Annotated in this window: 30 protein-coding genes; 2 read left to right on the plus strand and 28 right to left on the minus strand. The window is 64.7% G+C overall.

Annotated features, from left to right (window positions below; genetic code table 11):
* Positions 1–298: 298 nt before the first annotated feature.
* Together L632_RS0112195 and L632_RS0112200 are read right to left on the minus strand one after the other, a co-directional pair.
* Entirely contained in the window at positions 299–499 is a 201-nt protein-coding gene (locus L632_RS0112195) for a hypothetical protein (RefSeq protein WP_028716870.1), read from the minus strand.
* A gap of 3 nt (positions 500–502) precedes the next feature.
* Positions 503–1,327 carry an N-acetylmuramidase domain-containing protein gene (locus L632_RS0112200; protein ID WP_028716871.1) on the minus strand — a complete coding sequence of 275 codons (825 nt, stop codon included), beginning with the start codon at positions 1,325–1,327 and terminating at the stop codon, positions 503–505.
* A gap of 183 nt (positions 1,328–1,510) precedes the next feature.
* Between L632_RS0112200 and L632_RS0112205 the strand changes: the two genes are divergently transcribed.
* Entirely contained in the window at positions 1,511–1,717 is a 207-nt protein-coding gene (locus L632_RS0112205) for a hypothetical protein (RefSeq protein ID WP_028716872.1), read from the plus strand.
* Between the two features lie 321 nt (positions 1,718–2,038).
* Here the strand turns inward: L632_RS0112205 and L632_RS0112210 are convergent, their stop codons facing one another.
* From L632_RS0112210 to L632_RS23540, 14 genes are all read right to left on the minus strand, one after another.
* Entirely contained in the window at positions 2,039–2,317 is a 279-nt protein-coding gene (locus tag L632_RS0112210) for a hypothetical protein (protein WP_036698140.1), read from the minus strand.
* Positions 2,318–2,446: 129 nt separating this feature from the next.
* Positions 2,447–3,112, minus strand: a complete 666-nt coding sequence (locus tag L632_RS0112215; RefSeq protein WP_156933646.1) for a hypothetical protein — start codon at positions 3,110–3,112, stop codon at positions 2,447–2,449.
* 162 nt (positions 3,113–3,274) lie between these two features.
* Positions 3,275–3,994: a hypothetical protein gene (locus L632_RS0112220; protein WP_028716875.1), complete on the minus strand. Its 720-nt coding sequence runs from the start codon at positions 3,992–3,994 to the stop codon at positions 3,275–3,277.
* 8 nt (positions 3,995–4,002) lie between these two features.
* On the minus strand, positions 4,003–6,621 hold the full coding sequence (locus L632_RS0112225; protein WP_156933647.1) for a hypothetical protein: 2,619 nt from the start codon (positions 6,619–6,621) through the stop codon (positions 4,003–4,005).
* A gap of 7 nt (positions 6,622–6,628) precedes the next feature.
* Entirely contained in the window at positions 6,629–8,674 is a 2,046-nt protein-coding gene (locus tag L632_RS0112230; RefSeq protein WP_084648099.1) for a hypothetical protein, read from the minus strand.
* Positions 8,675–9,043 (minus strand): hypothetical protein, encoded by a 369-nt coding sequence (locus L632_RS23530; protein ID WP_028716878.1) that lies wholly within the window; start codon positions 9,041–9,043, stop codon positions 8,675–8,677.
* Positions 9,036–9,602: a hypothetical protein gene (locus tag L632_RS0112240; protein ID WP_028716879.1), complete on the minus strand. Its 567-nt coding sequence runs from the start codon at positions 9,600–9,602 to the stop codon at positions 9,036–9,038. Before L632_RS0112240 ends, L632_RS23530 begins: the two co-directional genes overlap by 8 nt.
* Positions 9,599–10,279 carry a hypothetical protein gene (locus tag L632_RS0112245; protein ID WP_028716880.1) on the minus strand — a complete coding sequence of 227 codons (681 nt, stop codon included), beginning with the start codon at positions 10,277–10,279 and terminating at the stop codon, positions 9,599–9,601. The genes L632_RS0112240 and L632_RS0112245 overlap by 4 nt, the downstream gene beginning before the upstream one ends.
* Positions 10,279–13,170, minus strand: coding sequence for a hypothetical protein (locus L632_RS0112250; protein WP_028716881.1), 2,892 nt, complete (start codon positions 13,168–13,170; stop codon positions 10,279–10,281). Before L632_RS0112250 ends, L632_RS0112245 begins: the two co-directional genes overlap by 1 nt.
* Positions 13,170–13,334 (minus strand): hypothetical protein, encoded by a 165-nt coding sequence (locus L632_RS24340; protein WP_156933648.1) that lies wholly within the window; start codon positions 13,332–13,334, stop codon positions 13,170–13,172. Before L632_RS24340 ends, L632_RS0112250 begins: the two co-directional genes overlap by 1 nt.
* A gap of 8 nt (positions 13,335–13,342) precedes the next feature.
* A complete protein-coding gene (locus L632_RS23535; protein WP_051476439.1) occupies positions 13,343–13,735 on the minus strand; it encodes a gene transfer agent family protein in 393 nt (130 codons plus the stop codon).
* Positions 13,735–14,187 (minus strand): phage tail tube protein, encoded by a 453-nt coding sequence (locus L632_RS0112265; protein ID WP_028716882.1) that lies wholly within the window; start codon positions 14,185–14,187, stop codon positions 13,735–13,737. The genes L632_RS23535 and L632_RS0112265 overlap by 1 nt, the downstream gene beginning before the upstream one ends.
* 70 nt (positions 14,188–14,257) lie before the next feature.
* The gene (locus tag L632_RS0112270; RefSeq protein ID WP_028716883.1) at positions 14,258–14,455 is read right to left on the minus strand and encodes a hypothetical protein; all 198 of its coding nucleotides are present in this window, start codon (positions 14,453–14,455) and stop codon (positions 14,258–14,260) included.
* Positions 14,448–14,894 (minus strand): HK97 gp10 family phage protein, encoded by a 447-nt coding sequence (locus L632_RS23540; protein ID WP_084648100.1) that lies wholly within the window; start codon positions 14,892–14,894, stop codon positions 14,448–14,450. The genes L632_RS0112270 and L632_RS23540 overlap by 8 nt, the downstream gene beginning before the upstream one ends.
* Positions 14,895–14,914: 20 nt before the next feature.
* Here L632_RS23540 and L632_RS0112280 point away from each other — a divergent pair, with 20 nt between their 5' ends.
* Positions 14,915–15,205, plus strand: coding sequence for a hypothetical protein (locus L632_RS0112280; protein ID WP_156933649.1), 291 nt, complete (start codon positions 14,915–14,917; stop codon positions 15,203–15,205).
* A gap of 6 nt (positions 15,206–15,211) precedes the next feature.
* Here the strand turns inward: L632_RS0112280 and L632_RS0112285 are convergent, their stop codons facing one another.
* The 12 genes from L632_RS0112285 to L632_RS0112340 all read right to left on the minus strand — a co-directional run bounded on the left by L632_RS0112285 (position 15,212) and on the right by L632_RS0112340 (position 24,193).
* Positions 15,212–15,583, minus strand: coding sequence for a DUF3168 domain-containing protein (locus L632_RS0112285; protein ID WP_232220971.1), 372 nt, complete (start codon positions 15,581–15,583; stop codon positions 15,212–15,214).
* A 29-nt stretch (positions 15,584–15,612) separates the two neighbouring features.
* A complete protein-coding gene (locus tag L632_RS0112290) occupies positions 15,613–15,942 on the minus strand; it encodes a phage head closure protein (protein ID WP_028716886.1) in 330 nt (109 codons plus the stop codon).
* 1 nt (position 15,943) lies between these two features.
* A complete protein-coding gene (locus L632_RS0112295; RefSeq protein ID WP_028716887.1) occupies positions 15,944–16,486 on the minus strand; it encodes a head-tail connector protein in 543 nt (180 codons plus the stop codon).
* On the minus strand, positions 16,483–16,686 hold the full coding sequence (locus L632_RS0112300) for a hypothetical protein (protein WP_028716888.1): 204 nt from the start codon (positions 16,684–16,686) through the stop codon (positions 16,483–16,485). Before L632_RS0112300 ends, L632_RS0112295 begins: the two co-directional genes overlap by 4 nt.
* Before the next feature lie 60 nt (positions 16,687–16,746).
* On the minus strand, positions 16,747–17,964 hold the full coding sequence (locus tag L632_RS0112305) for a phage major capsid protein (protein ID WP_028716889.1): 1,218 nt from the start codon (positions 17,962–17,964) through the stop codon (positions 16,747–16,749).
* 31 nt (positions 17,965–17,995) lie between these two features.
* Complete coding sequence (locus tag L632_RS0112310) at positions 17,996–18,667, minus strand: HK97 family phage prohead protease (protein ID WP_028716890.1); 672 nt, start codon at positions 18,665–18,667, stop codon at positions 17,996–17,998.
* A 1-nt stretch (position 18,668) separates the two neighbouring features.
* Positions 18,669–19,970, minus strand: a complete 1,302-nt coding sequence (locus L632_RS0112315) for a phage portal protein (RefSeq protein WP_232220972.1) — start codon at positions 19,968–19,970, stop codon at positions 18,669–18,671.
* Positions 19,901–21,757 carry a terminase large subunit gene (locus tag L632_RS0112320; RefSeq protein WP_232220977.1) on the minus strand — a complete coding sequence of 619 codons (1,857 nt, stop codon included), beginning with the start codon at positions 21,755–21,757 and terminating at the stop codon, positions 19,901–19,903. The genes L632_RS0112315 and L632_RS0112320 overlap by 70 nt, the downstream gene beginning before the upstream one ends.
* The gene (locus L632_RS0112325) at positions 21,702–22,133 is read right to left on the minus strand and encodes a P27 family phage terminase small subunit (RefSeq protein WP_232220973.1); all 432 of its coding nucleotides are present in this window, start codon (positions 22,131–22,133) and stop codon (positions 21,702–21,704) included. The genes L632_RS0112320 and L632_RS0112325 overlap by 56 nt, the downstream gene beginning before the upstream one ends.
* A gap of 216 nt (positions 22,134–22,349) precedes the next feature.
* On the minus strand, positions 22,350–22,766 hold the full coding sequence (locus L632_RS0112330; RefSeq protein WP_051476441.1) for an HNH endonuclease signature motif containing protein: 417 nt from the start codon (positions 22,764–22,766) through the stop codon (positions 22,350–22,352).
* Between the two features lie 114 nt (positions 22,767–22,880).
* Entirely contained in the window at positions 22,881–23,624 is a 744-nt protein-coding gene (locus tag L632_RS0112335; RefSeq protein WP_028716895.1) for a hypothetical protein, read from the minus strand.
* Positions 23,621–24,193: a hypothetical protein gene (locus L632_RS0112340; RefSeq protein ID WP_028716896.1), complete on the minus strand. Its 573-nt coding sequence runs from the start codon at positions 24,191–24,193 to the stop codon at positions 23,621–23,623. The genes L632_RS0112335 and L632_RS0112340 overlap by 4 nt, the downstream gene beginning before the upstream one ends.
* Positions 24,194–24,326 lie beyond the last annotated feature (133 nt).

Consider the following 24,326-nt stretch of genomic DNA (forward strand, 5'->3'; position numbering starts at 1 on the left):
GTATTCCGGGTCATGTAGTTCGGGAACGAATTTTTGCCCCATCTCTTCACCCTCCACCTGACTGATGTGGGGAGGCTAGCATGGAGACAAATAGATGCCGAATCCTGACGCGCACACCGGCAGGTTTTTGCCGATCTTCTGCACGACGCACGAATGTTGTGAGGATATCGGTGATTTATGAAGCACAGCACGGCGCCCCCATTGGCCGGGCCGTGATCAGCACGGCCGCCACGAGGGTGGCGCCGACCGTGAGGCCGGCCACCAGAGACGCGGCCAGCGCGGCCTCATAGGGCGCGCACTACCTCACCCCCCACCTCGCAAAGACCGCGCCCGACAGACCGGCAGCTGCAACAGCAGCGCCGATCACCGCCTCTACATTGATCGACAGCACATGCGAGGTGGCGTCATAGGAGACGCCCCAGCCGCCCAGCAGGCCGGCCAGCATGGTGAGCAGCGGCGACAGGATGTAGATCGCCATGCGAACGAAAACGGAATTCATGGATCAGTTCTCCTTGAGAAGCACAGCCCAGGTCTTGGGCCCAATGATGCCGTCGCGCGCGAGGCCGGCGGCTTTCTGGAAGGCGACGGTAGCGGCGCGGGTGTTTGCGCCAAAGATGCCGTCCACGCCCTTGGTGTCGAAGCCGAGATCGGTCAGGCGTTGCTGGGCGTGGCGCACTGCATTCCCTCGACTGCCGAGGCCAATTTTCGGGCAGGCAGGCGCCAGCGCGTCGGGGATTGCCTGCCAGCGCTTGAAAGCGACCGCGAGCTTGGTGTGATAGCCATGCGTGGCGTAGCCCGCCCCGTTATAGCCGCGGGCGAAGCCGGACCAGTCATGCCGGCGCAGCTCATCATCGAGACCCTCGGAGATGATGAAGCTGATCATCGCCTCTAGGTGCGCGGTCTCGTTGTCACAGAATGCCGCGACCATATCGCCCGGCGTCGGATAACCCGCAGCCTTGTGGTTGCCGCCGAGGATCTGCCCCAAGCCCCAGCTGGCCGAGCGCAGCGCTGCGTTGATGTCGATGCCCATGGCAAGCGTCAGGCGCGGATAGCTATCCCTGGGATAGGGTGCGGTGCCCCACCGCTGATAGGCCAGACCCTGCGCCTCGGCCCTGGTGCGCTTCGGACCGGCACCCAGTTCGCGCCAGAACACATGCGGCTCGAAAAGCATCTTCGGCCGGCCGTGACTGTCGAAGCCGCCACCCGAGGTCTCGACCTCGATCACTGCACGGATTTCATCCTCGCCGGCGCCGATCAGGCGCCCTACGCGGGCCACGTCGATATCGGTGAGCCGCGACGCGCGGCCCTTAAACCCTGCTGGGATCATGCGTTTCTCCATGATGTGAAGAAGCCCCGCGCGATGGCGGGGCGTTGTGGCCGGGATGTTCCGCGTTCATTCGCGGTTCGGTCCCGATTCTGAACTGATCGGTATAGTTTTGGTCTGGGTTTGGTCCCGAGCGTTCTCCAGGCACCCCTTGCAGCCGACCGCGCCCCGCCGCAAAACGCCGCCATGAAAGCGACGCATGACGAAACCACCTTCACGCTGACTGGCGAGATCTGGTCGGCCACCTACCCGTTGGACGAGTTGCCGAAATGGCTGCGCTGGTATCGCAGCCGCAAGGCGCGGTTCCCGAAGGCCGGGAACAGCTACGACGCGACGATTGCCGCGCTGGAGGGGCTGGGGGCCGAGTTGGGCGTTACGGTTGACAAAGACTGATCGCACACGACACGAGGGTGGCCCGCCCTTGACAATCGATCCTTCAGGCTTAGCGTGCGCGGGGCCCGCCGGACCCTGAACCCCGGCAGGCCGGCCCCGGCGGCAATGCATCTCGGCGCCGGGGCCAGAAATTCTCGTTCAAGTTGATGGATTGGCGCGCGGCACTTCGGAAGGTGGGGAACCGTCCCGCGCCGTGCCGTTGACAGGGGCATGGCAACTGTCCCACCTTCGACCCGTTCCGAGTATCGCGAACAGGCAGGCCCCGGAGCACGATTTCGGACGCTATTCCGGGGCCTGTTTGCTGGGCTGGCGGCCACACCGTCAGGGATGCGGACCCCGCTCAACCCGCGCCTCGATCTTCCGGAGGCTGTCGAGGATCAGCACCATGCGCTCATCCTGACGCGCGGTCGCCGTCTCCAGCGCCCGGATGCGTGCCTCGCTGGCGGCGATCTGCGCCGACTGATCGGACATTTTCGACATCAGCGCGCTGGTGTTCGTGGTCCATGCCCCCCAGGCAACCGCCACCGACGCCAGCATGCCCCCCAGAACGATCATGTTTCCCATGCTGATCCTGTTATCCACCGAAGGCACTATGGTCATTCTCCTGTCTCCATGCGGTTACGGATAAAAAATCCCGCACGAAGCGGGTTGATCGGGGCAGACATTCCGTCTCCGTTGGTGATGAAAGCCCCCGCCGAAGCGGGGTTGTGCGTCCTGCAATTAAGGTGATCACTGGCCGGGATTTGTCGCGACGGCACGCGCCTTGGCTTGCTCAGGATCGTTATAGGCCGCGACGGTCAGAGCCTTGATGGACCTATGGAATGACCTGATCGCAACTCGCTCGTTAAGAGCGGCAACGACAAGCTCTGGATCCGAGGTCGCGATCTCGCGGGCGGCGGGCGGCGCAAACGGGTCGAAAATGTGCCCGAGGCGCGCTGCAGCATCCGCCCGTCGGCGCTGCGCGATACATGCCGCTTCGTGCGCCTCGATCACCTTTGCCACCAGGTCCTCATAACCCAGAACAATCCACCTATTGCTTAGATAAGGCGGCTTTTCCAAGGTAGGACAAGCCGAGCCATCAGGAACAAACCCGACACTATCCGTCGCGCATTGCTCATATTGCGTCACATCCACCAATGTCCCATCCGTGAGGCGGACTATGGCGTGGTGAACGCCCTCAATCATAATGCCGGGGAGGATCGAGACCAGGTATCCGCAGACCACCTCCCCACCCCATTTTTCTGCGACCCTGGTCGCGGCCCAGTAGCAAGTCGACGCTGGGGCGAGTGGCCTGACGGGCACCGAGACGAGAGGTCCGCCAAATAGGCCGGCGAAATCGATACTATTCGATGCTGGGTTCTGCGGCAGCAGGGGTAAGGTGATAAGTCGCTTCATGGGGCTGGAGCTCTCTCGTGATTCCCGGCCAAACATACTCCCTAAGCTTCTCGCTGCACGATAGAGAGGTTCCTTTCACGATCAATGTAAAGGGGTGATGTTCGTCGAAAAGATGGTCATCAACCCTCAAGAGCGCAGCGGGCAGGCGTCCGTCCATTGCGCTTACCCTACCCATTTGAGAATGGCGTCGAGCTGGGCAGTCGTCGGGACGTGCCGCCAGACGCCGACGCGCTGCATCCATCCCCGCAGCGAGGGCGAGGTGGTCGAGAGGCCGCCGAGGATCAGGCTCGGCAGATTGGCGCCCTCCGATCCGGCAAACGTGATCGATCCGGCGCCTGCGACGTGCAGCGTGTAGTCGGAGCCGGAGGCGACATAGACGGCACCGATATCCGTCACGGCCGCCGGCACGTCGCGGTCGAGGTTGTTGCTGGTGGCGAGCACCTGGGCCCTGATGTAATTGTTCCCGCTGGTGTAGCGATACATGAGCCGGTGCAGCGGGGAGGGACAGGCCCAGATATACTGGCTGTCGGCCGTCAGGGCGGACGCGGACATGCGGATCTTGCAGGCGATGGTCAGCGCGGGGGCGGCGCCGATCTGCTCGCCCCCCAGCGTCATGATCGCCTCGGCCGCATCGCCCGCGGCGTTGAACATGCGCAGGCCGTTGCCGGTATAGGTCGGGCGCCGCCCGGCTGTCGCCTGGACGAACTGCCGGCCGCGCTGGCCGGTCCAGGCCGCGACGCGCCCGTCCTCGGTCGTGACGCTGCCTGCGGTGGCATCCCAGGTGTCGACCGGGGACGGGATCTCCGCCAGCAGCTCGTCCAAGGTTTTCACCAAGCCAAAATGCGTCCCGGCCGGGGCGGTGAAATCGAATTTGATGCGCATGGATCAGCTCACAGATTGAGGGTGAAGGAGGGGACGGGCCGCACCAGCAGGCGCTGATCGGGCACCGACTTGGCCGGTTTGGTCAGCGAGGTGCGCAGCAGGCCGCGATGGGCGGTGTACTGGTTGCCGGGGATGCCGGTGACCACCTGCGACTGCATGGCGTAGCGCACGGCCGTGGGCGCGCCGGTGTAATGCAGCACCACGACATGGCCGCGCACGGTGCTGGCGGTGATGACGCCCCCGGTCAGCTCGAAACCGAGATGCGCGTCGATGCCCTGGCCTCCATATTTGGAGGCGGCCTCGATCTCCAGCACCTCGTCGTCGCGCAGGCTGTCGAAATGCAGGGTCAGCACGCCGCCGGCATTGGACAGCACCTTGGGCCGGGTGATGGTCCAGCGCCGGCCGGCCTCGACCTCGGCGATGCCCCAGGCCATCGTCTCGCCCAGGATCGCGGTCCAGTAGGCGTCCGGATGGACGTTGTTGTCGGCGATGGGATACCAGTATTCGGCGGTGCCGAGGATGGCGCCGCCCTGCTCGCAGATGTCGAGGATGTCGTCGCAGACCGCCCAGGGCTGGCTAGTGATGTTGGCGTTGCCGCCGGGCTGGGTGATGATGTAGCGCGGCAGCGGCAGCCCGATGGAGCGCAGGTAGTCCAGGCTGTCCTGCTGCAGGCCCCACCAGGCATTGGCATAGGCATGGCGCGGCATGTTCTGGGCGCTGGTGCCGTGGCTGATCACGTGCCAGCCCGGCAGGATGGTCCGGCCGGCCGCCTCCGATACCGCCTTGGCCTGTGCAGTCCAGTAGGTGAAATTGTCCCAGGCGATGGTGTCGGCATTTGCACCCGTGGCGGGATCATCGTCCATCTGCTCGATGGGGATGCCGCTGATCCCGTGTCCGGAGGTTACAACCGGCACCAGCGGCACGCCCGCGTCAGCTCGATGCGCATTGAGCATCGAGAACACCGAGAACGGCAAGCCGTTGGCGCCGGCGCCGGGCCGGCCGAGCTCCAGCCCGGTGCCGGGCGTGCTGGTGCTGTAGCCCTGGCTGCGCGGTCCCAGCGTATCGCCGATGTCGATCCCATCGCCACGGGCTAGACCATCGATCTGCAGGCAGCCCTCGGACATCAGGCTGGAGGCATGGCCCAGCGTGAACTCGGCCGTATAGCTGCCGCCCACCGTCAGGGATTGGCCGGTGACGCTGCAGATCTGGATCGCAGTCGTGGACAGCTGCTGCGCCTGCAGGTTCAGCTCCTCGCGGCCCCGATCCCAGAACGCCTGGCTCATGATGCCGTCGAACCCGCCGTCGGGACCGGCGCGCCACATCCACAGGGCATTGCCGGCAGCGTCCCGCGCCAGCACCCGGCCGTCCAGAGTGTCGTCGGTCTGCTGCACCACCTCGATCCCCGGGTCCGACAGGACGCGCGGCGCGACATCCCCGACGGTCCAGTCATCGAGCCGCACGCGCAGGCCGCTGCCCGACCATCCGAGCATCGCGTGGCCTTGATCGTCCCAGGCGATCCAGCGCACATCCTCCGTCTGCACGGTTTCGGACGGCTCGTCGATGCGGCTGGCCACATCCGCGATGCCGGTCGTGAGCGCCGCGATATCGGCGGCGCGGGCGGCGGCTTCGCTATCCAGATCACCGCGGGTCGCATCCCCGCCGACGACGCGCAGCAGGCCCGACCGCCTGCGCAGGAAATAGGACCGGCCGGGCACGAAGCCTCCAGCAGGCCAGTCACCGCCATCGGAATTGCGGATGCCATATGCAGTCCCGGCGATGGTAATGCTCGGGTTCGCGGCATCGTTGGTCGCGGCCGGGATGTATTCGACCTCGGAGACTGCGCTCAGGCTGGCTATGCCAGCATCGACCATGGAAGGCAGCAGGTCGGCGGTGATCGCGTCTCCCGTGCCGCCGACATTGGTCAGGGGCAGGATGCCGGCGTCACGCACCGCTAGGCTGTGAAGGCTCCCCTGCGCCAGCAGATCGGCGATGACGACGCCGCCGCCGATAATGCGCCAAACCCCGCCGCGCCGGCGCAGCAGGTAGGAGCGGCCGCCGATCAGTTGCCCAGCAGTCAGGGCGGCGCCGGTTTCGCTCTTGATGGTCACCGGCGCGCCGCCGTCGATCGAGAGCGTCGGCTCGGTCGCGCCAGTATTCGTGGCGACCGGAACGATCTCGATGATCGAGGTGCCAGAGGTGGTGGTGACGCCATTGCGTAGCGCGGCGGTGGGCAATTCGGCGGTGATCGCGTCTCCCGTGCCGCCGACATTGGTGAGCGACATGACCCCAGCGTCACGGAGCGCAGATGCGACATCGGCCCGCGCCACGACCCCCCAATATGGAGCGGTAACGAACAAGGGATCGTCGCCGTTCTGGAATGGCGCGCGCCAGGTGATTACACCGCCCTCGAGGGTCACTACGATGCCGATTCTGGCCGGCAACTCGGCCTGGCCGAACGCAACCGCATCGTCGCGGGAGCGGAAGGTCTTGCCGCCATTCGTGAGGGTCGCAAGCAGTTCGGCGTTCACCTGTCCGACGACCTCGTTCATCCACAACTGAACGTCGTCTTTCGCGACAGCCGATCCATTCGGGTAAATCGCACCCGGCGTCTTGGTGGTCGTAACCATTCTTCACCTATGCTGGATAGTTGCCGACCTCGACCGGGTCGGAATGCACCGCGGACCTGTTCTCGGACCGCAGCCAGAACCGCGCCCCCGTCGCCGGGATAGGGGCGGCCATGGTCACATCCGAGGATGTGTCGTAGCTCCACTTCACGAAAACGGCCGTCTCGAAGGCGGCGCCCGCCTCCGCCTGGTAAAGCCCGGTGCGATAGTAATTGGCCCCGAGGTCCGGCTGGAAGGTGACCGTGAGGGTTCCGCCGGCCGTGCCGCTTTCCATGAAAACCACCGGCTCATCTGGCGCGGTCGTGTTGGAGAACACTTCGATGCCGCTGACCGTCGTATAGGGAGAACGAGGCCGCGGAACCCCATGCAACGAGAACCCCACAACAATGAACGTCCGCACGTCGTATTCGACCCGGTCGCCCAAGGATGACGTGCGGAACGAATACCCGCTGTCAACCTCCTCCCGGATCATATCCGTCCAGGGGCCGGATTGATCGCTCCGCTTGTATTGGCCGAACGGGATCAGTCCCGGGCTGGCCGTGAAAGAGCCAGCGATCCGGATGAAGGGATCGCCATCCGTTCTCACCACGGTGACGCTGTCGATGGTGGTGCCCAAAGCCGCCTCGCCGTGGTTGACCTTTTCGGCTATGGCCGGCGGCTCACCCTCTTCGGCTGCCGTCCAGTCGAAAGACGCAGGCGCCGCCTCGATCAACTCGACCGTGGTGTTGGTCCCATCGAAACTCAGGCTGTCCACCCAGAACGCGGTCGAGACGAGGCCAAGGCGGGGAATGTTCACCGCCACCCGGGGTTCGCCAACCAGCCGCAGCCCCAAGGCGCGCAGCTTGATCGTCATCCGCCGCCGGGGGTTCATGCGCGCCAGCATCTGCTTGCAGAGATGCGCGGCCTGCCCGTGGTGTTGCACTGCCAGAAGATCCACACCCTTCGGCTGCCCCTCTCCCCAAAGTGCAATCGCCCCTGCGTCATCCACCGGATCGGCCGGGTTCTCCTGCCAGTGGACCTGCGGCGCCACGTATGTCGGGACCAGGGTGGTCACGCGATTGATGCGCTCTGTCCCTGCCCCGTATTCCATCTCGACGACATGCCGCTCCTCGATGGTCACCGTCGGCGCGCGCCACATTCCCGCTTCGACCGCCAGTTTGCCCTCCGGAGAAATCCAGGCCCGGCCGCCCATCGCGTCCAGCAGCTTCTGGGCGGTGTCCTTGATCGCGTCGGAAAGGGCATAGCTGATGCCGGACTGGTAGCGCGGCCTGGTGCCGCCCGCCGTCGGCTCGGTGCCATTGCAATCAGCCCGGGCGGTCGCAAGCCGCGCCAGATCGATATCGGCCGCGGCAACCGCGCCATAGGCGGGATTGGCCATGATATCGGACAGATGGACCGCCGGGTTGCGTCCGACGATCCCGGCCCCGTCCACGGCCCAATAGGCCGTAGCGCCGTCGATCAGCGCGGAAACCTCTGGCTCCCCGCCCGAGTAGACATCGGCTATATCGTCGCCGTCGACCGCGTCGAACGTCGCCAGGATGGTGCCGACGCCCCGAAGCCGATGATCGACGGTCCAATGGTTCGGGAACGCCGCGCGCAGATCGGCCCAATCCCCGCCGTCCCACTGGTCGCCCTGGATGCCCTTGCGCCACCGCAGGCGAATATTGCCCTTGTCCCATGGCTCGGTGGTGACGTAGCCGTTGGCATCGACCTCGACCGGCTCGCCGTCCAGATACCACTGCAGGACGTTGTTCATGCCGCCCTCGGCGACGGCCAGCAGCTTGAACAGCCGACGCTCCCCGCCGACATGCGCCCATTCCCAGAACATCGTCGCACCGCTGGTGCGGACCCGGCCAAGATGCCGGATACGCTGCGCATTGCTGGACCGCAATTCCGTCTGCAGCTCCTGCGGGCGCGGACCTTTCGGGGCCATGACCTTGGAGACCGCCGCATTGACCGCCAGAGCGACGGCCGTTTTCAGAAGCGCCGCGCCCACGGCGCCGGCCGCGCTCGCGCCGGTCCACACGGCAACGAGCCAGGATCCTACCGCCGGCATTCAGTCACCCCAGATTGCGATTGCCTTGCCGCGCGCCATTGCGATGCCGCGCGGGGTCCGGAACAGCCAGTGGCTGCCGGACCAGATGGCCGAGACTTTCCGGCCGCGAAACTCGATCACGCCGATATCGCCCTCGGCCGGGGCCGCCTTGCGGCGCAGAGTGATCTCCGGCGCCACCGTTTCGAGCAATCCCGACGCGGTCAGCGCCCGGGCCTCTGGCTCGCTGCGGTAGCGGCCCCGGAACCGCTCAGCCGGATCGGCGCCCCATCGCTCGATGCACCAGTCGGCAACCCAGATCGTGCAGTCCTGCCGGCCCCATGCCCACGGCAATCCTGCCGTGCGCTGGACATAAGCGGCCAGGTCAGCCAACCAACCAGCCCTTGATCTTCTTGCCGACCAGGGAAGCCGCATACTGGCAACCCAGATCGCCGGGATGCCGGCGCTGCTGGTCCCGATCGGTATATTCGCCGAGCGGCGTGAAGTTCCGCGCTGCGGCGATGGTTTCGGCCCTGATCCTGATCTGGGCCAACCCCTCGGCCTCGCGCGGCTTCACATCGACAATGCGGCCGACATGCACCACGATGGCGTCGTTCGGAAATCCTCGAACGGCCCACAGTTGCCTGACCAGTTTGTCCGACCATGATGCCGGATTATTCAGCGCCTCATGGGCCAGATCCTCGCCCTCCTTGTTGCCGACGTTCCAGACCGTGTAGTGGGCCGGGTTCGCGTCGAAAGGATTGGCCGAGACGCGCAGCGGATCAGCGACGATCCAGCCAAAGCACGGCGCCCACGTCTGGCCGGAGAAGGTCAAGGGCACCTCGGTTTCGTTCAGATAATAGTCGACCGAGCCGAAGTTCAGGTGAAAGAGCCGGACCAGCGGCACCACCTCGGGATCGCTGTCCAGGAAAGCAGCCAGTTCTGGGGTCATCGGTCGAAAGCCTCGATAAAGGAGACGGTGATGCTCTGGCCCCATTTCAAGTATTGGCGGGTGCGCTGGCCCTGCATGTCGTCCAGGAAGCGGCCACGGAATCGGGGCGGATTGGTCTGGAGAACGGTGCCAGCCGGGATGGGCGCCCGGGCAGAAGGCTCGAACTTGACCCAGCCCGCGGCATTGCGCCGGACCACGCGATAGAGGAAGCCGTTGACCGAGAACATGTCACCCAGACGGAACGACGGCCGAACCGGGTTGGTCAGTTCGACATAGAGTTGATTATCCCCGGCCGCGACCGGCGCAGTGGTGACGATTGACTCCGTGCCCTGCGTCGGATCGGCGAAGCCCGTGCCGTCGCTGAACCAAGTGCCGTCCGCGAAAGGGAACTGCTTGGGGCTGACCCTGGACCCGTATTTGTAGGGATCGCAGATGCAGAGGTTGGCGACATTGTATCGGCCGCGCATTTCCGACACGAGCGCTTCGAATTCCTTAACCCGCGTGCCGTCGAAGTCGCGTGGAATGGTAATGTCCACGCGCCAGACGCCCATGTTCGGCGTGAGGATCTGTGGCACGCCTGCCAGGTTCGCCCCGGCCTCGCGCGAGGTCCACTGAATGAAATAGCTGACATCCAGAGCCCGGATCAGGTTACATGGCCAGTCGATGATTTCGGGCATCAGGAATACCGCTCATTATAGCTTGGCAGGTGCTTCTGCAGCATGGGCATGAAGTTCTGCTCGTATTCCTGTCGGGCTGCAGCCATCGTCATTGCCAGCTCGGCCTGCGTCACACCGGGCGCGATGCTGATGTTCGGCGCGAAGGTGGCATTGACCGAATTCGACCGGCTCGCGGCGAACCCAACAGGAATGGCGGGCGGCTGCATGTTGGCCATCGCCACGCCGCCATCGGCGAGACCGGGAAGCCTCCGGCCGCGTCGCATGGCTTCGACCACGCCGACACCACCAGCGCGCCGCACATCGTCTTGCGACCAGACCACCTCGCCCTTATGCACGATCCCGGCCGGCTCGTGCTTGCCGCCGGGGCCAGTGTAACCCCCGACTGACCAGCCGTTGAAGATCGCACCCACGATTCCACCCAGGAGCCCGTTGCCACCACCGGCCGAGGACCAGGCTCCCTGGTTGAACAAGGCGGCCTCGAGGGCGGCGCGCGCGAACATCTTGCCGACATTGGCAAGAACGTCCGCGAAGCTCTCTCCGGCCAGGATCGAATCCAGCAAGCCCTGTTTGACCTGCTGCTGCGCATCCGCCATCAGCTGTTGCGATTCGGCAGCCTTGCCCTCTGCGAGCGCCCGCTCCTGCGTGGCGATGATGTCTGCCTTCTTGGCCTCCCCGAGAGCCTCGATCGCCTGCCTGTAGGTCATAGACCCATCGGCAAGCATCGCATCAAGATCGACATTGCGGCGCTTGGCCTCGGCCAGCAGGGTCATGACGACGCGCTGGCGCTCGGTTTCGGCGGTGACGGCGGCGATGGCCCTGGCTTGTGCTTCCTCGTCCATGCCGGACGCCTTGATAGCAGCGATCTGATCGGCCTGTTCGGCTGCCAGGCGGGCAGTCTCTTTTTCGGTCAGCAGGTTCTGGGCCAGCTGGTCACCATAGCGTCGGGCCTGTTCGGCAAGCCGCTCGCGATCCTTGATCTCCTTGTCGAGGTCCTTCTGCACCTCAGGATCAACCCGGGAAATGGACTGCTGGCCCCAGGCCTGCTGGATGAGCGGCGCAGGCACATTCTCCAGGCCCGCCCACACCTTGCGGATACCTTCCACATCGCCGGGCTTGATCTGGCGCAGCAGCTCCATCGCCAGCCGGTCCTGTAACTCGGGCGTGAACAGTTCATCACCGGTCAGCTTGAGCCGCTTCATCAGGTCATCGAGGGTAGAGCCGACGATCTGATACCGGCCCAAGGCCGACGATCCGGCACCGTTGCCATAAAGGGCACGATTTTCAGGCGTGCGCATCGACTCCTGCAGGGCGCGGATTTCTCGCAGCGTCATGTTCACCAGATTGCGCGCGCCGCCGGTCCAGCGCCCATCATCGAGCGTGGCATTGTAATCGCCCCGGCTTTCCCGCTGGGCGATCAGGTCGAGGATGCCCTTGTTCGCCGCAGTCCCGGCCTGACCCCATTCGCGGAGATTGAGCCCCGTCCACTGCTTGATGGCATCGTTGATCGTACCGCCGAGGCCACCGGCCAGTTCTTGCATCCGCTTGATGCTGGCCTCAAAGGTGCCGTCCATCTCGGCAATCGACTGCCGGACCGCCTGCACCTCCTTATCGATGGCCTTGATCACCCGGCCATAGGCATCGGCCTGCTCGATCTTGCCGGCCTTGACCGCCTCGGTCTGGCTTTCCTCGGCCAGGCGACGCTCATCGGCCAGCTTCTTCAGCTTCTGCGTATTCGCGTCATAGGTTGCCAGAAGATCCTGCTGCGCCTCGCGCCGCTGGCGATCCGCTGCCGCAAGCTGATCTGCGGCTGAGGTGATCAGCGTGTTCAGGGTCCCCATCTGCTCGGGAAACTTCTGGGCCGCCGCCTCGGCACTACCTGCAATCTTGATCAGCACGTCCCGAAAATACTCGGCATCCGTCCGGACCGCTTCGATGCTGTTGCTGGTCTCCAGGCGGCGCATTGCCATTTGCAGCAACACCACCTGCTCGACGCTCGCACCCGTTGCCCGCGCGAGCTTTCGCGCTTGCGCCTCCTGAACAGCGGACCATTCCGCATCCGAAAGGCCCGGGGCGCGAGACACTGCCTGGCCGGGGAAAACCGTCCCGGCGAACTTGTTGGCGGACCCCATGAGATCGGCCCGCGCCTGCACGGATGTCAGGACTGCAGTCAGATCGTTCACCCGGGCAATCTCGTCGGCAAAGTCGCCGTATTGAAGGCGGAGCTGTTCCAGAGGCGTTTCGGCCGCCTCGACAGCGTCCAGGTATGCGCCGGTGGTCTTCTCCAGGCTGTCGAGCTTTTCGTCCAGCGTCTCGGTATCCATCGCCACCTTGAGCAGCGCTGCGCCAAGCGGAATCGCGATGGCCGCACCGGCGCCCATAAGTGCGCCCACCGTCCCTAGCCCGCCAAGGAGCTGAGGCAGCTGTTGACCCAACGCCTGTGCAGCACTGGTGCCTGCACCGACCTGCGTGGCAAAATCCCCGACTTGCCAGCCGACGTTCTGCCATCCGGCGCCCATCTGCTGACCTTTGCGTGCAGCGTCCTGCATCGTCTCGCCGGCCTGGTGCATCTGCCGGGCGGCCTTTGCGACCTCGGCTGTATAGCGCTGCTGGCTGATGGCACCGACGTCCAGGGCGCGATCGAGGCGCTTGACCTCTTCCTCATAGCGCTTGGCGGCGCGATAGACCGGATCGTACTGCCGGGCGAGGCGGTCAAGATCACGGGCATGCGCCCGCGCGGCCTGGGTATCGGTCACCCGGCCCCGCGCGTCCTGGAACGCCTTCTGCGCCTCTTCGCCGCGCTTGCGGAACGCGGCGACGACCTTGTTGGACTCGGCAACAAGCTGGGCGTCCGAAAAGCCCGCAGATATGATCAGATCCGGTTCTTCAGCCATCAGAAGCCCACAATGCCCATTTCCTTGAGATCAGCGTCGGACAGTGCATCCGCGCCGCCGCCACCGCCATCGGGTTTCCAGCCGTTTGCCCGGCCGTAACCTTCAACGCACGCCATGAACTGCCACGGGGTCATCGCGCCCACCTGCGCAGGCGTGAAACCCATGGCGGCACCTAACCCGTAATAGGTGCTGAACTTCCATTTTCCGCGAGGGAGCCTTCCTGCGTCTGATCGCCCGCCGGCATATCCTCCCCCGCCGGATCATCCGGGGGGCCGTAAAGGGCAAGGGAGAGGATCTCCATGGCCGGGTTCTTCAGCGCAATCCACGGCTGCTGCGCCACTACGCGATCGACCAGCCGCTTGGCTTCGACCTCGTCCATGCCGCCACCGATCAGCCCGTTGCGGATCACCTCCATCAGATGAGGCAGTTCCCATTGCCCAAGGCTGATGCGGTTCAGCAGAAATTCGGGGCCGCAATCGGTGTTCTGCTGGATCACCTCGGCCTCGGCGATGCCAAGGCGGACAGCGTGTTCGCCGCCCGCCCAACGCATGACGACGCGCGCCATCAAGCCGCCCTCGGCAGGCGGGTCGGCGTGCCATCGAATTCCAGCGCGATCGATGCCGTGACCTTCTGGCCCTTGGTCCGCTGGTTGGTAAGCGTAGTCATGACCGCCGGGCCCGACTCGTATTGCGTATCGCCGACCGCGGCATTCTGGTTGCCGATCCGGATGAGCTTGCTCTGGCCGCCGTAATACCAGTCCAGCATCATTTCGTGGGACTGCTGCGCCCAGACACCGTCGGCAGAGACCGACACCTGCAGCGATCGAAGCGCCCGTTCCTGATCGAGAGGCAGCGACTCATCATCGCAATCCGCAGGAACCTCGCTCGTGTCGAAGGTGGCCGACCGCGTGATCGTGACGCCCACCAGGCCACAGATCTTGGTCCAGGTGGTGCCAGCCTCGTCGGTGGCGACCTCGAGCGTCATCTGCTCGAACTTCTCGGTAATCGGTTTTGCCATGCCTCAGCTCCATGAAAAATGCCGCCCCAGGGCGGCATGGTCGGTTTGAAGGGCCCGATGTCGCGCCCGATTAATCGGCCTCGGCGGCCGGTTTTGCCCGGCCCTTGCGAACCGAAGGCGGAGACTCTTTCGCGCAGCCTGCCTTGACCGCCGCATCGATGAACTCTCGCGGGTAATATTGCGGCTCATCCCTGGGATAGGCGGACCAGCCTGCGTTGCGCGTCATGCTGGTATAATGAAACTCGCGCGTGAAGATTGCCTTAGCCACGGCGCCACTCCTCCCTGATTGCCGCCCGGACGCGGTCACGGATCAGTTTGCGAAACTCCGCCCGCTTGGCCTTCCAGCCCGGATAAAAGGTCGGCCGGGCCGGAAGGCCGTCCTTGGTTCCAAATTCATGGAACCGGAAATAGAAGCCATCCCCGGCGGCGGCATAGATCCTGATCCGCAAGGCGGCGTACTGGTCGCCCTTGTTCTTTCCGCTGCGGATCTCGTCGATCATGAATGTGCCCGGGGGCAACTCTCCCCAGGTCCAGCCGATCGACCGTATCATGTCGCCGGACTGCTGCCTGAAGGTCGAACGGACCAGATTGCGGATATATTCGCAGACCTCCTCCGCGCCTTCTTCCATAGCCTGGCGCGCCGCCTCGACTGCCACATCCGGAATCTGCTTGAGTTTCCGGACGATCCGGGGATTAAGCTGGGCCATTCACAACCTGGAGGATATCGGTGATTTATCGCCAGCGCTTCACGCCAAAAGGCATGCTCGGGGCTATCCTTTTCATCCTTGGACCGACCATCTCTGGATGGTTGGTCATGAGCTATTTGAGCAGTTCACCGTATGAGCGGCCGGAGGCATTCATCGTGGCTCTGTCTTGCCTGCTCACGCCGGCCGGTGCGGTTTTGGCGCTGGTTGGCCGTGAGCACTACGATGCAAGCGCAGAGATTGAACGCGAGGAGCGAGAGAAGAAAAAACTGGCCGAAATTGACGCAAGCAAAAGAAGAACCGTCGGTTTTTAGCCCGGGTCACCCCTCCACCAACACTTCGACCTGCACCACGCCATGCACCGACACGCCGTCGGGATCATCCATGACGCGAACGAGCGTCACGCGCAGCGGGTGCATGGTCAGCGCGTCGGTGTCGGCCCAGCCTTTCAGCGCCGCGGCCACATCATCGGTCAGATCCTCGCAGACCCCCTTGTCCACATCGCCCGTCTCGTCGCGGGCGCTGTCCCATATATCGACCTGCACGGTGATCAACCGGGCCTCGATGCATTCCGCGTCGTCGTCGATACCGTAACTCGCGCCCATGGTGACATAGGGCACGGGCGTATCTTCGACCGCCTTGTCATAGACCCGGCCCTCGAATGCGGGCACCTGATCGATGATCCGATCCATGATCAACCGCCGGAGGATGCGCCCCGCCCTCATGGCTGAGCCTCGACCAGCATGTCAAAGCAGGAGGCGTCCTTATCTTCGCGGGGATGCTCCTTCAGGTCATAGAGCCGATTCGCGATCCGGACCCGCCATTTCGCATTCACTTCGCGCGCCCGCGCGCTGGTGTGGATAGTGACGATGGCAGGCGTTCGCGCGGCCAGTCTCGCCTGCATGACCTGCTCTCCGCCGCGCAGGGGCAGAACCTTGGCCCATGCCCGAAACCGCTCCTCCCAGGACTGGACGATGCGGCCATCCGCATTGCGCTGCTGGACGGGCTCCAGAAAGGCCACGATTCGGTTGAAATCGCCGGCGGGGATCATGTCACACCCAATGAACCTTGAGAGGGGAAAGCAGCGAGCGGACGGCGAAGGGCAGCGTGTCGAAGCGGGCATCCACCGCGACCGCTTCGCGGTTGCGATACCAATGACCGATCAGAAGCAACATCGCAGTCCTGATCGCCGGCCAGACATCCTCGGGGGTCGAGGCCGTGAAGGTGATTTCGACCGCGCGGCCGGGGGGTGCCGTGACGATCACCTCTGTCCAGATGCCGCAGTCCATACGCCGAATCTCGGCCTCCTGGGGATCGCCTGCTTCGTCCCGCCATACGGCCGCGGCATCGCCTACCCCGGGAAACGGCAGCCGGATGCACCCGCCGCTGAACCCGTCCTCATATGTCAAGCGCCATTCCTGCGGCTGGATGCAGCGCCCGAGCACGCCGCGGATACCGTCAATATGGGCCATGGCGGTGTCGCCCAGGGCATCGATAAGCTCATCCTCGTCGTCGTGAAGGACACGGAGATGGGCCTTGATCTGCTCTCGCGTCAGAAAAACGCCTTCCGGGCCGCTGATCCGCTCAAGTTTCACGACTTCGCCTTGTTGTCCGGGACGGTTTTCGCCTTGTTCGGATGCGCGGGCGCCGCCTTGTTCGGAACGCTTTTTGCCGCCTTCTCGGCCAGAACGCCGGAACGCAGCAGATGAGCGACCGAGGACTTTTCCGCCTCGCGCGTTTCCCCGGCGACATAGAACCGATCACCGTAATGCTCCCGCAGAACGTCGAACTTCATGGAAACCTCCTATGGTGGCGCGGGGCGGCATTTGCCGCCCCACGGATGCCGTCACCGGGATCAGGGCTCTTCCGGCTCCGCCGGCATGATGTCGCCGTAGATGAAGGCCTCGGGCCGGTAGACAGCCAGCGCGATCCGCTCCTCGGCGAGCAGGGTCAGCAGGTTCTTCGTGAAATCGTCGTTCTCGAAGCCCGCTTCGACGCGCGAATCCCAGAGGTCGAACACCTCGGCGCCCATCTGGAAGGCGCCGGTCAGGAACTTGCCCTGCGCCATGGCGGGCGTCTCCACCACCGGCAGGCGCCAGAGGCTGGCAGGCGCATCGCCCTGGGGTTGGCCGATGATGTGGCGGCCGATCTCGTCCTTGGTCAGCTCGATGACTGCCCAGTCGATGGGATTGAGCACATGGCCCGTCGCCGGATAGAGGGCCAGCGCCGCCTGGAGCTGGGCGATGCGGAGTGTATCGATCACAGTCAGCCCGGCAGTCGGAATTCCCGCCGGCACGGCATAGGCACTCGCCTGGGGAATGATCCCATGCAGGTTCTGGCCGGTGCCGTCGCCATGCAGCAGCTGGGTCTCCTCGACAAAGGCCAAGCCCCAGAGCAGGCGATTGTCGATGTGAGAGCGCAGCTGCGACACGTCGCTGAGCGCCTGCTTGGAAACCTTCATCCAGTGGGCAATGACCTTGGCCGAGGTCGAGATCAGTTCCATCTGGATGTCGGATTCCGGCTTCTTGACCGTCTCCGCCGTCGGTGCCGCGTTGTTGCGGAAGCCGACCTCGCGAATGTATTCGATCGCAGCGTTGTCGATGCGGCCCTGGGTGATGAGGTCGCGAACCACCAGACGCTGACGGGGCAGTTCCAACACGCCCGGCAACCGGGTGCGATCGGTTGCGGCACCCACAGAGCCCGGAGCATTGGTGGCCGAGGTGGTGATCGTCGCCTTGACCGCGAGATCCGACTTGCCCTGGCGCGGCCGGCCGTCTGCCCAGGACTTGAAGCCCTCGCTTTCGACGAACTGCTCACCGATGGATTTGGTCGCCGCACCGTCGCCGCCATCGGCGCGGGCCATCTTCTGAGCCAGTTCGGTGACCTGGCCGGCAAGTTCGTTCATCTTGACGAGTGCCTCATCGGCATCGCCCTTCACCTTTTCGGTCAGGGCCTCGCCGGCCTTGACGCGGCCGAGCGCATCCTCGGCGATGGCCTTGACCTTCTCGATCGCCGCATCCTGTGCAGCCTTGAACTCCGCCGCGAGCTGCTCGGGCGTCTTATGTTCCGACATGGGGAACCTCCAGCAATGATAGGGATGGGCCTCAGCCCGTCAGCGCCTGCAAGAAAGCAAGCTGATCCGCCGCTCTGTCAGGTTCCCCCTGACCTTTCAGGTGGACGCGCGCGGCACGCTCCGCCTGCGAGTTCGAGAGGCCGAAGGCCCCCTTCAGCAGATCCTCGAACTCCCGCTCAGTCAGCCGGTCCCCGGCCTTGAGCTTTTCTGCAACCTCCAGCACCCGCCGTTCGGATTTCACCGCGGCGATGGTGGCGTTCTCGTTGGCGCCGATGCTGACGATCGACACTTCCCGCAAATCCAGCTTCGTGAGCGTCCAGACATCGCGGTCCTCGTCCACCTCATAGCCCTGGATGCGGTAACCGATGGAAAGACCGTCGATATCGCCGGCCTTCAGCAGCTCATAAGCCTCGCGCGCCCGCTGCACGCCCATGTTCAGCTGGCCGGTTACCAGCAGCCCCTTGCCGTCCTCGGCCGCCTTCAGCCATTTCCCGATCGGTTCTCGCGGATCATGCTGCCAGAACATCTTGGGCATGGTGCCGCGCGCCGAATGGCTGGCAAGGCTCTCGGAGAACGCGCCGGGCGCGATGATGTCGCCATAGCTGTCCGGTTCGCCGCCGAATGTGCTGGCATAGCCTTCGAACTGTCCCTTTTCGCCCAGCGACTTGATGTCGAGGAGCGCAGCGCCTTGCTTGACCTGCATGTCAGACCTCATTGACCTTGCCGCCCTGGATCAGCGCTTCGAGATCCGTAATGGGCACGTTCTGTTTCTGGATGCGCGGCACATCGCCGCCCTCGACCGCGGGCAGGTTTTCCTTCGCCCGAACCTCGTTGATCGTCAGCCAGCCGTCGTTCAGGCCGGATTTGTAGAAGGCCGCGCGACCCGCACTGTCGCCGCGCAACAGCCCTTCAAGATTGAACTCGATCATCAGCCCCCGACGACGCTCGGCATCGGTCAGCAGCTGCTTGGCCAGGGCCATCTCGATGCGCTTGAGGCGCCGGCGCAGGGTGAACTTCTGGAACAGCAACACCTGCTGCTCGACACCGGTCGGCCAGGACGTTGTGGCAGAGCTATGCTGGATCATCACCGGCGGGACACCGAAGAACCGGCATATCTCCTCGATCGAGAACCCCCGCGATTCGAGCATCTGCGCGTCTTCCGGGGTCAGGCTGAAGCTCTGCCATTTGACCCCGCCTTCCGCCACGAAGGGCTTGCCGGCGTTGGCAGCGCCGATGAACTCGGCGACCATGTATTCCCGGGCGATCTTCCGGTTTTCGTCCGACAGCCATTCATCGAACTGCAAGGCGCCGGACGGTTTCAGCCCGTTTCGGAACATCGCCGCCGCCGTGGCATTGGCGGCCATGGCCAGCGAAAACGTCGAGCGCGCGAAAGCGAGCGTGGACATGCCGCCCAGCGGATCGCCCCCGGGACCGCGAATATGCAGCACATCCGCCTCGGTGAGGTCGTACTGCTTGCGATCCTGGGTCCAGCGATACCGCAAGGCGCCGCCGGTCTCGCGCCTGACCGTGACGGCGTCCGGCCGCACCGGGGTGAGGGCGACGATCCTGCCGCCGAGACGATCGATGCGGGCATAGGCATTGCCCCACAACTCGACCGCCATGGTCATGAAATCCCAGAAATCCAGTGCCGTCTGGTCGAAGTTCGGGCTGTCATGCAGGACGGAATAGAGCGGGTGATCCCGCATCACGGTCCTCTGCCCATCCTCGCCCAGGACAAAGACCTGTAGCGGAAGCGAGCTGATCGTGCCGGAAAGCAGGTTGACGCAGCCCCAGACCGCCGAAAGCGCCATGCTGGACCGGGCCGAGACTGGCACGCCCGCATCCATGACACCCGGCTGCGGCTGGAAGTCGGTATGGCTGGTCAGGTCCAGAGGCTTCTTGCCATCCTGCAGGCCGAACATCTTGCGCAGGAGCTTCATGCCGACACCAGGCTCTGGAAGTAGGAGTTCTTCCGCCGGCGCTGCTCTTCCTTCGGCGCCCTGCAAAGCGCGACGCCGACCGACATGGCAAGGGACACCATGCCGTCGATCCGGCCGAAGGCGTTCGGCTTGTCGAACATCCGGTGCCCGGTGCGGTTCTCCGCATAGACGACGCTGGCCGCCATGCTGTCGAGGAGCGGGTTCTGATCGATCAAGATTCGCTCCTCGTATATTGCCGCTTCGAGCTTGTTGATGCTGTCGGGCATCCACAGGTAGATTTCCTGCTGCCCTTCGGGTGCCTTCGGATCCTTTTCGAGGATCCGCTTCTGGAAGCCCTGCGGGTGTATTTCCGCCGGTATGACCGCGCCGATGTCGGTCAGATGCTCCTGGAGCCGCTCCAGGCCGTATTGGTCGCAGCCGATCACCTGCGGGGCGAATTCGGCATTGATCCGGGCGATGGCATCGGCCAGCCAGGCATATTTCAGCCGGTCTCCAGGAACCGCCTCGATGAACCCGGAGCGCACCCAGTCGTCATAGGGCGTCTGGTCCATGGCCGCGCGATCTGCGAGCGTGTCTTTCGGCGTCCAGAACCAGGTGTGCGAGAGGAACCGCTCAGCGTCCCTGGTGGCATCGAGCAGCCAGGTCAGGGTGAGCGCGGAAAAGTCCCGCGTCTGGCTGAGGTCGAGACCGCCGAAGCACGGATAACCGGCGTCGACCATTTCGCGCAGATCAACCTTGCCCTGGCATTTCAGCCAGGATTCCCGCTTGATCGCCGCGGTCTGCGCCTGCGTCCACTCGCAGAAGTGCAGCCGGGCGATGCCGTTGCGCTTGCCAGGCATCTTCTTGGCCTGCTCGACCTGCGCCGCCAGCCATTCCTTGGTGATCGTCACGTCCAGGAGCGGGTTGGCCTTGACCCAGCAGGACGGGTCATTCTCCCAATCGTCGCCATCATCGAGCGAGCAGACGAAAGCGAATGTCGAATCGTCCTCGACGATGCCGGCCGCGACGCGCACCGCGTGCTGGTGCTCCTCCCAGCAGATCGACTTGCGATCCGAGCCGCTGTTGGTCGCCATGCAGAGCAACGGCTGCATGCGGAACTTGAAACCGCGCTCCAGCATGTCGATGGTGTCTCGGCTCGGGTGCTCGTGCACCTCGTCGCAGAGCGCACCATGCGGACGCGGCCCGGATTGACCGCCCGATTTGGCCTCGTTGGCGATCGGCTTGAAGAACCGCGTGCCGCCGTCCTTGCCCTTGTAGCTCAGCTGCCAGACCGGGTTCTGCCCCTGCGAGGTAATCCGGCTGCTGAGCCGCGGGGACTGTTCCACCATGGCGACGGCATCCTGGAACAGGATCCGCGCCTGGTCCTTCTTGGCTGCCGCCGAGTAGACCTCGGCCCGCGCTTCTCCGTCCGCGACCATCAGATAAAGGCCGATGCCGCCGAGCATCGGGCTCTTGCCGTTGCCCTTTCCCTCCTCGTCGTAAAAGCGGCGAAACCGCCGCAGGCCGGTTGCCTTGTGCTTCCAGCCGAAGAGCGATCCGACGCGAAAAGCCTGACTGGGATGGAGCACGAACGGCCGCCCTTCGAACTGGCCGCCGTTCAGGCGCAGGTTGCGTGCGAACCAGGCGATCACCTTCTTGGCGGCGGCCACATCCCACAGCAGGCCGCGGCCCGGGCCCTCGACCAGATCCCGCAGATGGCGGGCTGCCGCGTCCCGGATGTGCGGGCCGGCGACGATCTTGCCATCCGCGACATCCTGCGCCCAGGCGGTAACCGGATCGGCCGCATAGCGGTCCGCGTCAGGTGAAGTCGTCATCACCTTCGCCGAAGCTGAAGCCGAGCTGCCCTTGCGCACCAAGGGCACGTTCCGCCGCCGGCGTCATGCCGAAATCGCTGGCCAGCGCGCGAATCTGCCGCCAGGTCTCGTTCAGCTGCGCGACTTCCGGCCGCGATTTGACCTGATCGCCGTTGCGCGTTTTCGCGGTATAGGTCTCACCCAGTTCTGCAAGCAGAACCTGGTAATCCTCATAGCGCACGATCGAGCGGCAGAGCTGGACGAACATGAAGATGTTCACCTCGTTCAGCCTGTCCTTGGTCGGATGGCAGAGCGGCGGCGCCAGGCGGTCGTAAACCCAACGCTCCTTGTCCAGCAGCCCTTCCGGCCGAAGCTGGGCGGCGCGGGCGAGCGCACGGGCCTGGAGATTGTGGCCCGCATCGCCAACTTCCCGCATCGGGATGACAGCGCTTTCGGCTGGCCGTCTTCCTCTTGCCATAACCTCTTCCTACCTTGGGCTTTTTCTATCCAATTCCAGCTTTGCGCACAGAAACCTTGGCCGCCGGTCCCCGCCGCCGAGGCCCCCAACTTTCGACCCACCCCCCTCTGGGGTGACCCCAGGGACCGGCCTGCCCGATAACCGGGCATCTCGGTTCGGATCGCACCCTCGCGGTCATCGGTTCGCCGGGTGGGCCGGATCGAGGGGCCAGCCGTCCGGGCCGCGGGCATTCGAGAACCCTCTGACCTCCTCCCGCTGCTTAACGATGTCGTGGTGGTCCGGGCAAAGGGTCTGCCAGTTGCTCCGGTCCCAGAACAGATCGAGGTCACCGCGATGGGGGACAACGTGGTCCACCACAAGAAAGCGGCGGCGCGGATCGGGCTGCGGTTCGCCCGTGGCCTTGAGCGCGCCGTCGTTCAGGACACCACGCTGGCGACACAGCCTGCAGAGAGGCTCGCATTGCAGATGCGCCAGCCGTGCCTTTCGCCATCGCGCCGTCTTGTAGAGCGCGAAGCGTGACATGAGCGACACCCTCTGCTTGATGATCGGCCAGCCGTCCCGCCGCTGCATCTGGCCCTTCTGGTCGCGCATGTCGGCAGGCGCGCTCGGGTATGCCGGAAACAGAAGCGCCCGCGAGGGATGATGATCCCTGCGGGCGCAATTCCGGATGATGTCAATATATATGCGATGCGGTGTCCTAAGACGTCAAGATGTTTTGTGCACACCCGCATCAGGATAGCCTTGCATCCGATCAAGACAGGCCGCCAGAGCCTCGATCAAGGCCGAGATATTACGGCCGGTCTTGCTCCAGCCATGCTGCCTGAGGACCGCCTCGAATGTCTCGCCATGCAGGCAGATCGCATCGACCAGGACGAGATCAAGGATCGGCTTGGCATCGGGTCCGCCACGCTTCGAGGGCCGGACCCTCCGCACCGCCATGGCGACGCCAGCGCCGATCCTGCGCCGCATCAGGGCAATCTGCTCGCCCTCGGCGATGAAGGCATCCATGAACTCGCCGCCGCCGCTGGGGCCGGAACCCCGCCTCGCCTCAAGGCTGGCGCAGCGCATGCCGCCCGCATCGTGACGCTCGACAAGATCGCGATAGAGCCGCGCGACGTTGACCTGTCCCTTGCTGAACGGCGACCTGCCCGGGTTACCATCCCTATCCTTCCGCTTCGCCGCGATCCGCTCCAGCACGTCGAAGATGTCGGCCGCCCGCGCGGCGCTGAACCCGCGCCAGCCGATGCGTTCGACCTTATAGCCGCTCTCGGCCTTTTCGTCAGGCATCACAACATGCGGCATGAACGCCACCTGCGGCCCGCGGGCCGGGGCAACGGGGATCGCCGGACCGCACCCCTCGACCGGAGTTGCGCGGGACAGGATGGCATCGAGCCGGGCCCGCTCGGCTGCTGCGCGGCCCGCGACCATTTCCCGATATTGCTTCGTCATGCCGCCTGCCCTTCCGCGATTTCCCGGCACCGCTGGATCGCAGCCAGGCGCTGATCCCGCCATTCCCGGTCTGCCGGTCCAATCTCGCCCTCGCGCGCCAAGCGGGCATCGAGATCCTGCAGACGCCGCACGGCACTGGCCGCAGCATCTCGCACGGTCTTGAGCGTCCACCCGCCCGGCCAACGCCGTGTCTTGCGCAGCTCGGCCAGAAGTTCGGGCGCCCAGCCCTCGGCCAGTGCCGTCTGCCCGCAGGCATGGGCGAAGACCGCCCTGATCAAGGGCGACGCACCGTCGCCCGGCGGCTGGATGTCCGCCGCCCACGACAGGATCAGGTTGGAGATCGGAAAGCGGTCGCGATCCTTCCCGCCCGGGTTGGCGGCGACCTGTTCTTCCAAGGCCATGAGGCTCGCCTCCGACATATAGGCCAACCGGGCGCACATATCCCTGACCATTTCGTCAAAGCCCGCAACGGTCAGCGTCGTTGGCTTCGCCAGCCCTCTTTTCTTCAGCGGCTCGACCAGAAGCCGCATCACCCGCTTTTCGCCTTGGGCCTGTTCCTCGCCGTTCATCCCAACACCTCTTTTCCCCAGCCTGCTGAGTTATCCACAAGCCGCACCGGTTCAGTGTCCGGGGATTGGCCTGTGTCTTTTCCTTTTCATGTCTCTGTCTATGTCCCTGTCGTGCAGGACAGTCCGAGATTGT

It is taken from the genome of Paracoccus sp. J39 (assembly GCF_000518925.1).
Classification (GTDB): domain Bacteria; phylum Pseudomonadota; class Alphaproteobacteria; order Rhodobacterales; family Rhodobacteraceae; genus Paracoccus.